The organism is Devosia sp. FJ2-5-3 (assembly GCF_029201545.1).
Taxonomy (GTDB): domain Bacteria; phylum Pseudomonadota; class Alphaproteobacteria; order Rhizobiales; family Devosiaceae; genus Devosia.
On sequence record NZ_CP104007.1, the window covers coordinates 75,056 to 87,617 of the forward strand.

10 protein-coding genes are annotated in these 12,562 nt (G+C 61.8%); 6 read left to right on the forward strand and 4 right to left on the reverse strand.

The features are described 5' to 3' along the window. The first annotated feature begins 144 nt into the window (after window positions 1-144). Window positions 145-708, forward strand: a complete 564-nt coding sequence (locus N0P34_RS00355; protein ID WP_275605043.1) for a hypothetical protein — start codon at window positions 145-147, stop codon at window positions 706-708. Window positions 709-860: 152 nt separating this feature from the next. Here the strand turns inward: N0P34_RS00355 and pnp are convergent, their stop codons facing one another. From pnp to N0P34_RS00370, 3 genes are all read right to left on the reverse strand, one after another. After that, window positions 861-2,996, reverse strand: a complete 2,136-nt coding sequence (pnp, locus tag N0P34_RS00360; RefSeq protein WP_275605044.1) for a polyribonucleotide nucleotidyltransferase — start codon at window positions 2,994-2,996, stop codon at window positions 861-863. A 322-nt stretch (window positions 2,997-3,318) separates the two neighbouring features. After that, window positions 3,319-3,588 carry a 30S ribosomal protein S15 gene (rpsO, locus tag N0P34_RS00365; RefSeq protein WP_275605045.1) on the reverse strand — a complete coding sequence of 90 codons (270 nt, stop codon included), beginning with the start codon at window positions 3,586-3,588 and terminating at the stop codon, window positions 3,319-3,321. Window positions 3,589-3,728: 140 nt separating this feature from the next. Beyond that, window positions 3,729-5,453, reverse strand: coding sequence for a sensor histidine kinase (locus N0P34_RS00370; RefSeq protein WP_275605046.1), 1,725 nt, complete (start codon window positions 5,451-5,453; stop codon window positions 3,729-3,731). Between the two features lie 229 nt (window positions 5,454-5,682). On the opposite strand from N0P34_RS00370, the gene miaB reads away from it, so the two are divergent. Then, window positions 5,683-7,077 carry a tRNA (N6-isopentenyl adenosine(37)-C2)-methylthiotransferase MiaB gene (miaB, locus tag N0P34_RS00375; RefSeq protein WP_275605047.1) on the forward strand — a complete coding sequence of 465 codons (1,395 nt, stop codon included), beginning with the start codon at window positions 5,683-5,685 and terminating at the stop codon, window positions 7,075-7,077. 11 nt (window positions 7,078-7,088) lie between these two features. After that, window positions 7,089-8,240, forward strand: a complete 1,152-nt coding sequence (locus tag N0P34_RS00380) for a crosslink repair DNA glycosylase YcaQ family protein (protein WP_275605048.1) — start codon at window positions 7,089-7,091, stop codon at window positions 8,238-8,240. A gap of 3 nt (window positions 8,241-8,243) precedes the next feature. Here N0P34_RS00380 and N0P34_RS00385 read toward each other — a convergent pair whose 3' ends face one another. Next, window positions 8,244-8,966 (reverse strand): TetR family transcriptional regulator C-terminal domain-containing protein, encoded by a 723-nt coding sequence (locus N0P34_RS00385; protein ID WP_275605049.1) that lies wholly within the window; start codon window positions 8,964-8,966, stop codon window positions 8,244-8,246. 181 nt (window positions 8,967-9,147) lie between these two features. Between N0P34_RS00385 and N0P34_RS00390 the strand changes: the two genes are divergently transcribed. From N0P34_RS00390 to N0P34_RS00400, 3 genes are all read left to right on the forward strand, one after another. Beyond that, window positions 9,148-10,428, forward strand: a complete 1,281-nt coding sequence (locus N0P34_RS00390; RefSeq protein WP_275607045.1) for an aspartate aminotransferase family protein — start codon at window positions 9,148-9,150, stop codon at window positions 10,426-10,428. 66 nt (window positions 10,429-10,494) lie between these two features. Beyond that, complete coding sequence (locus tag N0P34_RS00395) at window positions 10,495-11,991, forward strand: CoA-acylating methylmalonate-semialdehyde dehydrogenase (protein ID WP_275605050.1); 1,497 nt, start codon at window positions 10,495-10,497, stop codon at window positions 11,989-11,991. 213 nt (window positions 11,992-12,204) lie between these two features. Next, the gene (locus N0P34_RS00400) at window positions 12,205-12,561 is read left to right on the forward strand and encodes a DUF559 domain-containing protein (protein WP_275605051.1); all 357 of its coding nucleotides are present in this window, start codon (window positions 12,205-12,207) and stop codon (window positions 12,559-12,561) included. Window position 12,562: the final 1 nt, after the last annotated feature.

Sequence of the window (12,562 nt, forward strand, 5' to 3'; positions counted from 1 at the left end):
ACAATGCGCAGCCGATAAGCCGAATTCTGCTTGCCGGTAACCAGTTTAAAGCCAGAGCGCGGGCACAGATTTAGCTTTCTATCGCGCAAAGCTGCAGGGCGAGGGGCCTGGAAGCGGCGGAGCTGGCTGGGGGGCCTTGGGGCAATGGATGGCGGTGAAGTGCAACTTTATGTGCGGCTCATTTCAGGCACGCTGCTGGGCCTGACGCTGGGACGGCTCCTCAATGGCGTGGCAAAATTCGTCCAGCAGCCGAAATCGCACAAGATCAATATCCTGCACGCCTTGTGGGCCTTCTTCATCTTCGCTTCCGTGACGCTGTTCTGGTGGGACGAGGCCCATACTTTCGGCAAGGTCCAATGGACCTTCTCGACCTATCTGTTCCAGATCGCCTATTGCGGCAGCTTTCTTTTCCTGACCGCAGTGCTGCTGCCCGACAGTGTCGATGATCACGCCGACCACTATTCCTATTTCATCACGCAGCGCCATTGGTTCTACAGCGTGCTCATCATCAGCTATGTGCTCGGCATCGCCGATACGGTGATCAAGGAGGGATGGTCGGAGAGCTTCTTCGGGCCCGAAGCCATCATCTTCGACCTGATCATGATCGCCATTCTGGGAGCCGGCATGGTGATCAACAGCCACCGCGTGCATCTGGCCACGGCGCTCGTGATGGTGGCGTTGACCATTTTGTCGGCCCTGGTGGTCTAGAGCGTTTCACCGAGACGATGAGATTGCTCCACGCTCTTGTGTGGCGCTTCCGAACCACAAAACCGTTTCCGCTTTTGCTGACAACGCTCGCGGCATGAAAAAAGGCCCGGATCGCTCCGGGCCTTTTCACTGTCGATAGGGTTAGAGGCGGCTTATTCGGCCGCGTCGTCCCGCGCGATTTCCTTGCCGGTTGCCTGATCGACAACCTTCATGGACAGGCGAACCTTGCCGCGCTCGTCAAAGCCGAGCAGCTTGACCCAGACCTTGTCGCCTTCCTTGACCACGTCGGTGGTCTTGGCAACGCGCTGGTCGGCCAGCTGGGAGATGTGCACGAGGCCATCCTTGGCGCCGAAGAAGTTCACGAAGGCGCCGAAATCGGCGGTCTTGACGACGGTGCCCTGATAGATGGCGCCCACTTCGGCTTCGTCGGTGATCGAGCGGATCCACTTGATGGCGGCGTCGATCTGGGTGCCGTCGGAGGACGAAACCTTAACGGTGCCGTCGTCTTCGATGTTGATCTTGGCGCCGGTCTTTTCGACGATCTCGCGGATGACCTTGCCGCCGGTGCCGATCACTTCACGGATCTTGTCGGTCGGGATCTTGAGCGTTTCGATGCGGGGAGCGAACTCGCCCACTTCGCCACGCGAGGCTGACAGGGCCTTGCTCATTTCACCCAGGATATGGATGCGGCCGTCCTTGGCCTGAGCCAGGGCGATCTTCATGATCTCTTCGGTGATGCCAGCGATCTTGATGTCCATCTGGAGCGAGGTGATACCCTCGTCCGTGCCGGCCACCTTGAAGTCCATATCGCCGAGGTGATCTTCGTCACCCAGGATATCGGAAAGAACGGCGAACTTTTCGCCTTCCAGGATCAGGCCCATGGCGATACCGGCCACCGGGCGCTTCATCGGCACGCCGGCATCCATCAGCGCCAGAGAGGTACCGCAAACGGTCGCCATGGAGGACGAGCCGTTGGATTCGGTGATCTCGGACACGATACGGATCGTGTAGGGGAATTCCTCGACCGACGGACGGATCGGGTTGATGGCGCGCCATGCGAGCTTGCCGTGGCCGATTTCGCGACGACCGGGCGAACCCATGCGACCAGCTTCACCGACCGAATATGGAGGGAAGTTGTAGTGCAGCAGGAAGTTTTCCTTGCGGGTGCCTTCGAGGCTGTCGATGAACTGCTCGTCTTCGCCAGTACCGAGCGTGGCAACGACCAGCGCCTGGGTTTCGCCACGGGTGAAGATGGCCGAACCATGGGTGCGCGGCAGGACGCCGACTTCGGACAGGATCGGGCGGACGGTCTTGGTGTCACGACCGTCGATACGGCTGCCGGTGTCGAGAATGTTCCAGCGGACGATCTTGGCCTGGAGGTTGTGCACCACCTCGCCGAGAGCTTCCTTGGTGATTTCGCCGGCTTCGATCTTGGCGGCGAAAGCGGCCTTGACCTTGGTGTTGGCGGCATCGACGGCAGCGTAGCGCTGGGCCTTTTCGGTGATCTGGTAGGCAGCACGCAGATCGGCTTCGGCAATGGCCAGAACTTCGGTCTCGAGAGCCGAGAAATCGGGCGGAGTGAACTCGCGCGGCTCCTTGGCGGCCAGCTCGGCCAGCTTGATGATGGCACCGATGACCTGGGCGGAGGCCTTGTGACCGAACATCACGGCGCCGAGCATGACTTCCTCGGAGAGCTCCTGGGCTTCCGATTCCACCATCAGCACGGCATCGGCGGTGCCGGCCATGACGAGGTCGAGCTTTGAATCAGCGCGACGGTCGACGGGCAGGTTCAGCACATATTCGCCGTTGACGTAGCCAACGCGAGCCGCGCCGATCGGGCCCATGAAGGGAACACCCGAAATAGTCAGGGCAGCGGAAGCGGCGACCATGGACAGCACGTCCGGATTGTTTTCCATGTCGTGCTGGAGAACGGTGATGACCACCTGGGTCTCGTTCTTGTAGCCATCGGGGAAAAGCGGGCGGATCGGACGGTCGATGAGGCGCGAGACCAGGGTCTCGTTCTCGGATGGACGGCCTTCGCGCTTGAAATAGCCGCCCGGGATCTTACCGGCGGCGAAGTATTTTTCCTGGTAGTTGACGGTCAGGGGGAAGAAGTCCTGGCCCGGCTTGGCGGTCTTGGCCGAAACGACGGTGGCCAGAACCACGGTTTCGCCAAGGGTGGCGAGCACGGCGCCATCGGCCTGACGGGCGATCTTGCCAGTTTCCAGGGTCAGCGGCTGGCCGCCCCAGTTGAGCTCAACCTTGTGATGATCGAAATTGATCGTCATGGAACTTTGTCTTTCCATTCTGCCGGCGGAGCGGGAACGCGGGGACGGCCAATCCCTACGAACTCTGCCGGTGTGCCCGCACCAAGCGCCGCACCCCATGTGCGCGCCGGCTCAAAATCAGGCACGGTTTCCTGTTTGGCGGGACAGAACATGGACAAGACAATGAGCCACTCCACCGCGGAAGGGGCCGATAATCCTGCCATGCTCCGGCACCGCCGGCCGAAACGACCAAAGGCAGATGGGCGCCAGAGGCCGTGAGTAACATGCCCCAAAAAGGGCGCCGGCGCGGAAACCGAAGTTCCCGCGCCGGAAAGTGTTGCGCTTAGCGGCGCAGGCCGAGCTTTTCGATCAGCGTCTTGTAGCGCGCCTCGTCGACCTTCTTGAGGTAGTCGAGAAGGCTGCGGCGCGTCGAAACCAGCTTGAGCAGACCACGACGGGAATGGTTATCCTTGTTGTGGCCCTTGAAGTGCTCGGTCAGGTTCGCGATGCGCTCGGACAGGATCGCCACCTGGACTTCCGGCGAACCGGTGTCGTTTGCAGTGGTGGCGTATTCCTTGATGAGTTCGCTCTTGCGTTCAGCGGTAATCGACATCGCATGATCCCTTTACTGTGAGGATTTGGAAGATGCCCCGGCCGGGATGTCGTCCAGGCGGGGCCGGTTACGCCGGGCCCAGGGCCACAGCTGGGCTTCTCATAGTGGAAACCGAGGCGAAACGCCAGAATTATTGCAGTTCAGAGCTCGCGCTCATCCGGCCGCGCGGCGGAAAAGGATGGGTCCAGGGCCGATAGCGGAATCTGGAAAGACCATTCGACGCCATTGGGATGATCGATGTGCTCCACAGTGGCGCCAAGCGCGCCCCCGACCATGGTGCGCAGCACGGTGGTGCCGAAGCCCTTGTGTTCGCTCGCCACCAGGGGGCGCGAGAGGGTTTCGCGCCAGGTCAGGTGGAGCGCGGAGCCCTGGCGCTTGAAGTTGAGAACCAGTTCCCCGTCATCGTCCGCCAGCGCCCCGAAGCGCATGGCATTGACCGCCATTTCGTGCAGCGCCATGCCCATGATCTGGGCGCCCTGCGGGTTGATGCGGATATCGTCGCCCGAGATCGAAACGCGCGCGACATCGGGGGGACGGAAGGGCGCGAGCTGCAAATCGACCAATTCACTCAGCGAGACACCGGCCCGGCCATGGGCGAGCAGAAGATCGGTGGAGCGCGCGAGCCCCATGATCCGCCGCTCGAAAGCGGCGACATAATCGGAAATATCTGTGGCGCCGCGGGCGGTCTGCTTGGCCATGGCGGAGATCACCGCCATCTGGTTCTTGGAGCGATGCGCCAGTTCGCGCATGAGGAAATGCACATCCCGCTCGGCCGCCTGTCGCTGCCGGGAGGCCAGGCTCAGCGCGCCGGAGACTTCGTCGATCTCGGTGACCGGATAGAAGCGCTCATAAACGACCTCGCCCCGCCCGAGGCGCTGGGCGTCGCGGCGCAGGCCGCTGACGGACTGGCCCAGCTTCTGGGCGATGACGACGGCGATGGCCGAGGCGGCAATGGCGATGATCGCGCCCCAGGCGGCCAGCTGGACCAGGGATTCCCCAAGGGGCTGGCGAACCGTTGCAGCGGAGGCCCAGGCCACGATGCGCCAGCCGGTGAGGGCCGATCGCCATTCCGAGGTGACCACCGTCTCGCCGTTGAGCCGTTCTTCCACCCAGCTTTCCTGGTGCGTATTGGCATTGCGGCGCAGGGCGAGCACATCCCCTATGCCAAGACCGGTATCGGGCGTGGCCGAAATGACCCCATTGCTGCCATCGACCAGGGCGGCGTGCCAGCCCTGCGGCAGTTCGCGCGACTGCATGACTGGCACGAGGTCGCGCGCATTCTGGGTCAGGGCAAGAAGGGAAACGCCGCCGGCATCCACCGGCAGCCAGACATTGAACACCCAGGTCTGGGCGATAGGGCCAAAAAACAGATCCGAGACGGTTGCCCGCCGCCGCTCGAGCGCACGATGGGCCGTGGCCTCATTTGCGGTTCGGGTCAGGGTCTCGCCATAGGGCAGGCGGGTGTTGAGCACCTGCTGCATCTCAGCGTCGACGGCGAGGAGATAGGACCCGCTGCCCGCCAGGGCGAGCAGGGCGCGTTCGTGGAAGCCTTCAAAATCGCCCCGAAGCAGGGACTGATCCGAAGACAGAACCCGCAGGGTGGTGATCATGCCCGAAATTTCGCGCTCGACGGCCTGGCCCATGGCCTGGACGGTGGTAGCGGTCAACGCCTGCACCACCGATTCCTGGGCGTCATTGGTGCGCTTGATCAGAACCAGCGTCACCACGAGCGCCGGGATGATGATGACCAGAACGAGGGCAACGAGGTAGAGGGCGACGGGACGGGCGCGACGATTAATCCTGCGCGGACTATCAAGGCCGTCACGTTTTGCGAAACTATCGTCCTGCGTCCGGGTGTCAGTCATCTGCACGGGATATCCACGAAAATGGTCAAGACGGCTCGTCGCCATGGTTCGGTTACGAGCATGGTTTATCCTTATGCATCTTCACCTGACGCCAATATGAGAGAGCCAGCCGCGCCCCTTGTCGGCGACACATGTTCTACGCAAGGGCCCGCAGAACAGATACAACACGCAAGCACGCTTGCGGTTGCAAGGCATGGAAACCCTGCCGCGGCTCTGGTAAACACCCCCCATGACCGACACGCAGTTTGCCCCCAAAAAGCTGTTCATCAAGACCTATGGTTGCCAGATGAACGTCTATGACAGTGATCGCATGGCCGATGCACTGGCCCCCCACGGCTATAGCCCTACCCAGGACATGGCCGAGGCCGATCTCATTTTGTTAAATACCTGCCATATTCGGGAAAAAGCCAGCGAAAAGGTCTTTTCCGAGCTCGGGCGGCTCAAGGAAATCCAGACCGACAGGCGCGCCACGGGCGGCGATCTGATGATCGGCGTAGCTGGGTGCGTCGCCCAGGCGGAGGGCGAGGAAATCGCTCGCCGGGCGCCCATGGTAGATATGGTGTTCGGCCCGCAGGCCTATCACCGCCTGCCCGAAATGCTGGCCAAGGCCGAAAGCCAGCGGCACATGCACCCCAGCCTCAAGCGGGCCGTCGTCGATACGGATTTCCCCGAGGAAGACAAGTTCGCCCACCTGCCGGCCGCTCGCAAAGAAGTGACCATCAGCCGGGGGCTGACGGCTTTCCTCACCGTGCAGGAAGGGTGCGACAAGTTCTGCTCGTTCTGCGTGGTGCCCTATACGCGCGGCGCCGAAGTCAGCCGGCCAGTGGCACAGGTCCTGGAAGAAGCACGCCGCCTCGCCGATGCCGGGGTCAAGGAAATCACGCTGCTCGGCCAGAACGTCAATGCCTATCATGGCGAAGATGCCGGGCGGGCCGTGGGCCTTGGTGAGCTGGCCTATCGCCTCGCCGAAATTCCCGGGCTTGAACGGCTGCGCTACACGACCAGCCATCCCCGCGATATGGACGACGCGCTGATCGCGGCGCATCGCGACCTCGATTTCCTGATGCCCTATCTCCACCTGCCGGTGCAGTCGGGGTCGGACGCCATTTTGAAGGCGATGAACCGCAAGCATACCGCCGCCGAATATCTGGCGCTGATCGACAGGATCAAGACAGCGCGGCCCGACATGGCGCTTTCGGGCGATTTCATCGTCGGTTTTCCGGGCGAAACCGACCAGGATTTCGAGGACACACTCTCGATCATCCGCGCGGTTGGCTATGCCTCGGCCTATTCGTTCAAATATTCGACGCGACCGGGCACGCCGGGCGCTTCGCTGGGCAACCAGGTCGCCGAAGAGGTGAAGGCGGAGCGCCTGGCGCGGCTGCAAGCGCTGGTGACGAGCCAGACCAATGATTTCCACGCCTCGATGGTGGGCCGGACCCTGCCGGTGCTGATCGAACGGGTGGGACGCATGCCGGGGCAGGTGGGCGGACGCTCGCCCTATCTCCAGGCCGTGCATCTCGAGGGGAGCACCGATCTCATCGGCGCCATTCATCAGGTGGAAATCACCGGGGTGATGACCAATTCCCTCACCGGGCGGCTCGCCCAGGCTGTCGCGGCCTAGGCGGGCAAAGAATGGCGCGGGGTCCGGTCGAGATTGGTGGAGCGCAGGCCCGCGCCATCTGGATGCGGGCCCAGCGCCTTGACGAGGCAAGTCCATTCGGCAGCGGCCCGCAGGCTGCTGCCGACGCCATTTCCCATCTGGGCTATGTGCAGATTGACACGATCAATGTGATCGAGCGCTGCCATCATCATATCCTTTATTCGCGCATTCCCGACTATGACCGGGGCGATCTGGCCCATCTGCAGTCGGGCGAAAAATCGATCTTCGAATATTGGACCCATGCGCTGAGCTATGTGCCGGCGGCTGACTTTCCGTTTTTCGTGCCGCTGATGCAGCATTATCGGGCCAATCCGAGCCGCTGGTTCGGGTCGGTGACCACGGATGAGGTCCGCGCCATGGTACGCCGGCTCAAGACCGAGGGCCCTCTCTCGATCCGCGATATCGACGACGATGAACTGGTGGACAAGAACCATTCCTGGGCCAGCCGCAAGCCGTCCAAGCGGGTCTTGCAGCTGATGTTCTTCCAGGGGCTGGTCGCCATTTCCCGACGCGAGGGCATGCTCAAGACCTATGATCTGGTCGAGCGCCATTTCGGCTGGGCCAGAAGCCCGCGGCCAGCCACGGAGCGACAGGGGATTGCCTATCTTCTCGACCGGGCGCTGCGCAGCCAGGGGATCGTCAGCCTCGATTCCATCTGCCATCTCAATGCGCCGGCCAAGAAGGCGGTGCTGGACCTTATCGAGGCGCGGGTGAAGCGGCGGCAATTGGTGGAAGTTCTGGTCGAGGGCGCGGGCAAAATTCGGCATTGGGCGACGCCAGAGGGGCTGGAGCAGATTGCCCAGCCACCGACGGGGCGCGTGCATATTCTGTCGCCCTTCGATCCGCTGATCATCCAGCGCAAGCGACTCAGCCTGTTTTTCGGCTATGAGCATCTGTTCGAGGCTTATGTGCCGGCCGCAAAACGAAAATTCGGCTATTTTGCCCTGCCGGTGCTGGTCGACGACCGCGTGGTTGCCGCCATCGATCTCAAGACCGACCGCCGCGCGGGCAAACTGCTGGTGCAGAACTGGACCTGGCTCGAACAGATCGGTGCCGAGGAGCAGGCGCGGATCACGGCCGAACTCGGCCGCTTCGAGCGCTTTCAGCTCGCCACCACCGCCTAGCCGTCAGGGTCTTGGGCGCGGCGTCAGGCCGAAAAGGAACAGATGTTCGAGATAGCGGGCGGCGTCCTCGAAACGCCCTTCGCCGCCGCGGCCCTTGCCAAGAACCGCCCGCACCTGGACGTCGAAATCGGCATAATGCTGGGTGGTGGCCCAGATCGAAAAGATCAGGTGATAGGGGTCGGCGCGGGCGAGCTTGCCCTCGTCCATCCAGCCGAGCAGGATTTTTGCCTTTTCATCGACTAGGTTTTTGAGGTCCACCTCGATCATGTCGATGATGTGGGGGGCGCCGCGCAGCATTTCATTGGCAAAGAGCCGGCTTTCGCGCGGAAAATCGCGCGCCATTTCGAGCTTGCGGCGGATGTAGGAACGGATTTCCGAAAAGGGGTCGCCATCGGCGCGCATCTCTTCGAGCGGGGCCAGCCAGGTGACGAGAAGCTCGCTCATCAGGCGGCGGTGGATCTCCTCCTTCTTGGGAAAATAATAGAGCAAATTGGGTTTGCTCATCCCCGCCATCTCGGCGATCTGGTCGATGGTGGCGCCGCGAAAGCCATGCATTGAAAACACATCCAGCGCCGCCTCCAGGATGGCGTCCTGCTTTTCGCGCTGGATGCGCGTAATTGGCCGCGCCTTTGCCGGCGACTGGGTGGCCGCCTTGGCGTCGGCTTTGTGCGCCCGCCTGGCGGGAGCGTGAGGAGGCTCGACCGATTTCAGCTTTCTGGGTGCCATTTTCGTCTTGCGGGAAAGAACAGGAGTGCTAACATTTTTCCAACTGGTCAAAAATCTGGGCTTCGACTTCAACTGTCAAGCGCCCGCGAATAATGATCGGATAAAAGGGCAGTCAAATAGGGAGCGAACTGTCGTGTCCACCAATAATGCCGTCGTGCCGAACGATCTCAGCGCGTTCTGGATGCCGTTTACGGCCAACCGGCAGTTCAAGAAATCGCCGCGCATGTTCGTGGCGGCCAAGGACATGCACTACACCACCAGCGATGGCCGCCAGGTGCTCGACGGCACGGCGGGCCTCTGGTGCGTCAATGCCGGCCATGCGCGCCCAAAAATCGTCGAGGCCATCGCCAAGCAGGCCGCAGAACTCGATTATGCGCCCGCTTTCCAGATGGGCCACCCCAAGGCGTTCGAACTGGCCAATCGGCTGGTGGACCTGACGCCCGATGGGCTCGACCATGTGCTGTTCACCAATTCGGGTTCGGAATCGGTCGAGACGGCGCTCAAGGTGGCGCTGGCCTATCAGAAGGTGATCGGGCAGGGCGCGCGCAGCCGGCTGATCGGGCGCGAACGCGGCTATCACGGGGTCAATTTCGGCGGCATTTCGGTGGGCGGCATTGTCACCAACCGCAAAATGTTCGGCACGCTGCTTACCGGCGTCGACCATCTGCCGCATACGCATAACCTCGCCAAGAACGCGTTTTCGCGCGGCGTGCCCGAGAATGGTGTTGATCTCGCCGACGAGTTGGAGCGTATCGTAACGCTGCATGACGCCTCGACCATTGCCGCGGTGATCGTCGAGCCGGTGGCAGGATCGACCGGCGTGCTCATTCCGCCCCCGGGCTATCTGCAGCGCCTGCGCGACATCACTAAAAAGCACGGCATCCTGCTGATCTTTGACGAGGTGATCACGGGCTATGGGCGTCTCGGAACGCCATTTGGCGCCGATTATTTTGGCGTGACCCCGGACATTCTGGTGACGGCCAAGGGGCTGACCAATGGTGTCATTCCCATGGGCGCGGTGATGGTTTCGAAAGAGATTCACGACGCCTTCATGCAGGGGCCGGAGCACCTCATCGAGTTCTTCCACGGCTACACCTATTCGGGCAATCCTATCGCCTCGGCGGCGGGTCTCGCCACGCTCGAGACCTATAAGGACGAGGGGCTGCTCACGCGCGGCGCCGACCTTGCAAAAGTCTGGGAAGACGGGCTGCACAGCCTCAAGGGGCTGCCGCATGTCATCGATATCCGCAATATCGGGCTGGTCGGCGCCATTGAGCTGCAACCCATTGATGGCCAGCCGACCAAGCGCGCCTTCGCGGCCTTCCTCAAGGCCTATGAAGAGGGCGTTCTCATCCGGACTACGGGCGATATCATTGCCCTTTCGCCGCCCCTGATCGTGTCGGAAAGCCAGATCGACCAGATCATTTCGACGCTCGCGGGCATCCTCAAGACGCTTGAATAGAATGGAATGAACATTCTATATGCTACATTATAGAATTTTTATTCCCGCACTGGAGGGGATGTCCTGATGCAGATCATTGAGAATGCCGTCGGTGGCAAGCGCTACGTGTCTAGCTCGACGCGCCGCGTGCCGGTCTTTAACCCCGCAACGGGCGAACAGCGCGCAGAACTGCCCCTGTCGACCATGGAGGAGCTCAACGAAGCCGTTGCCTCGGCGGTCAAGGCGCAGGTCGCCTGGGGCAATACCCCGCCGATGAAGCGCGCCCGCGTCATGTTCAAGTTCAAGGCGCTGCTGGATCAATATGCCGATGATCTCGCCCGCGAGATTTCAAAGGAACATGGCAAGGTGCATGACGATGCCCTGGGCGAGGTTGCCCGCGGCATCGACTGCGTGGATTTTGCCTGTGGTATTCCGCACCTCTTGAAGGGCGAATATTCGCGCAATGTGGGCCCGGCGATCGACACCTATTCGGATCGCCAGCCACTGGGCGTGGTGGCCGGGGTGACCCCGTTCAACTTCCCGGCCATGGTGCCAATGTGGATGTATCCGGCGGCCATCGCCTGCGGCAATGCCTTCATTTTGAAGCCTTCCGAGCGCGACCCGTCTGCGCCGATGCTGGCCTGGAACCTCTTCATGGAAGCCGGGTTGCCGGAAGGCATTTTGCAGGTGATCCATGGCGACAAGGAAATGGTCGACGGGATTTTGGACCATCCCGACATCAAGGCGGTGAGCTTTGTCGGCTCGACGCCGATCGCTGAATATGTCTACCAGCGCGGCACCAAGGCTGGAAAACGCGTGCAGGCGCTGGGCGGCGCCAAGAACCACATGATCATCATGCCGGATGCCGATCTCGACCAGGCGGCCGATGCGCTGATGGGGGCGGGCTATGGCTCGGCCGGTGAACGCTGCATGGCCATTTCCGTGGCCGTGCCGGTGGGCAAGGGAACCGCCGATGCGCTGATCGAAAAGCTCAAGCCGCGCGTGGAAAGCCTCAAAATCGGGCCGGCCACCGACAAGGACGCCGAAATGGGTCCGGTGGTCACAAAGATGCACCGCGACAAGATTCTCGGGTATATCGACGCGGGCGAGAAGGACGGCGCCAAGCTCGTCGTCGACGGCCGCGGGTTCAAGCTGCAGGGCTATGAGAACGGCTATTATGTCGGCGGCACGCTGTTCGACAATGTCGAGCCACATATGTCGATCTACAAGGACGAGATCTTTGGGCCTGTGCTGTCCGTGGTGCGCCGCGACAGTTTCCAGGATGCGGTCGATCTGATCCACGGGCATGAATATGCCAATGGGACGGCGATCTTTACTCGCGATGGCGATGCGGCGCGTGAGTTCGCTGATAAAATTGAAGTGGGCATGGTGGGCATCAACGTGCCGATCCCGGTGCCAGTGGCCTATCACTCCTTCGGCGGCTGGAAGCGCTCGCTGTTTGGCGATCACTCCATCTATGGGCCCGAAGGCATCCACTTCTATACAAGGCTCAAGACCGTCACCACCCGCTGGCCCGCAGGGATCAAGGGTGGCGCGGAGTTTTCGTTCCCGAGCGTGAAGTAGGGTCAGATGCAACTTGCTCTCACCAGCATCGCTCCCCTCACCCCAGCCCTCTCCCCGGAGGGGCGAGCGGGCGATGGGGGCACTGCTGGTGAAAGAGCCGATGCCGTTCTGTCGGCTCTTGCGTCCCCTCGCCCCTCTGGGGAGAGGGACAGGGCGAGGGGAACGAAGGCGCAGCCTGCACAGGTCAAGATAGCGCGAACGCTGCGCCAGAAGATGACCGACGCAGAGGGCCGACTATGGCACCATCTCAGGGATCGCCGCCTTCTGGGCTTCAAGTTTGTTCGCCAATACCCAATTGCGCCATATTACGCCGACTTTGCCTGCCGTGAGGCGATGCTGGTCATTGAAGCCGACGGCGGGCAGCATGGCGGCGCCTATGATGTGCAACGCGATGCTGCCATCAAAGCGGCCGGTTACACGGTCCTGCGTTTCTGGAATAACGACATTCTCAGCAACACCGATGGTGTGCTTGAATTGATCCACAAAACCCTCGCCTTCTGCGTCCCCTCGCCCCTCCGGGGAGAGGGACAGGGTGAGGGGTCTATCCTATCGACCCGAACTCACGAGTAAG

Bases quoted from the DNA above. Each gene is read 5' to 3' on its own strand.
- pnp (WP_275605044.1), bottom strand. From the start codon at position 2,996: ATGACGATCAATTTCGATCATCACAAGGTTGAGCTCAACTGGGGCGGC.
- N0P34_RS00385 (WP_275605049.1), bottom strand. From the start codon at position 8,966: ATGGCACCCAGAAAGCTGAAATCGGTCGAGCCTCCTCACGCTCCCGCC.
- N0P34_RS00370 (WP_275605046.1), bottom strand. From the start codon at position 5,453: ATGACTGACACCCGGACGCAGGACGATAGTTTCGCAAAACGTGACGGC.
- N0P34_RS00390 (WP_275607045.1), top strand. From the start codon at position 9,148: ATGCCGTTTACGGCCAACCGGCAGTTCAAGAAATCGCCGCGCATGTTC.
- N0P34_RS00400 (WP_275605051.1), top strand. From the start codon at position 12,205: ATGACCGACGCAGAGGGCCGACTATGGCACCATCTCAGGGATCGCCGC.
- N0P34_RS00380 (WP_275605048.1), top strand. From the start codon at position 7,089: ATGGCGCGGGGTCCGGTCGAGATTGGTGGAGCGCAGGCCCGCGCCATC.
- N0P34_RS00355 (WP_275605043.1), top strand. From the start codon at position 145: ATGGATGGCGGTGAAGTGCAACTTTATGTGCGGCTCATTTCAGGCACG.
- rpsO (WP_275605045.1), bottom strand. From the start codon at position 3,588: ATGTCGATTACCGCTGAACGCAAGAGCGAACTCATCAAGGAATACGCC.
- N0P34_RS00395 (WP_275605050.1), top strand. From the start codon at position 10,495: ATGCAGATCATTGAGAATGCCGTCGGTGGCAAGCGCTACGTGTCTAGC.
- miaB (WP_275605047.1), top strand. From the start codon at position 5,683: ATGACCGACACGCAGTTTGCCCCCAAAAAGCTGTTCATCAAGACCTAT.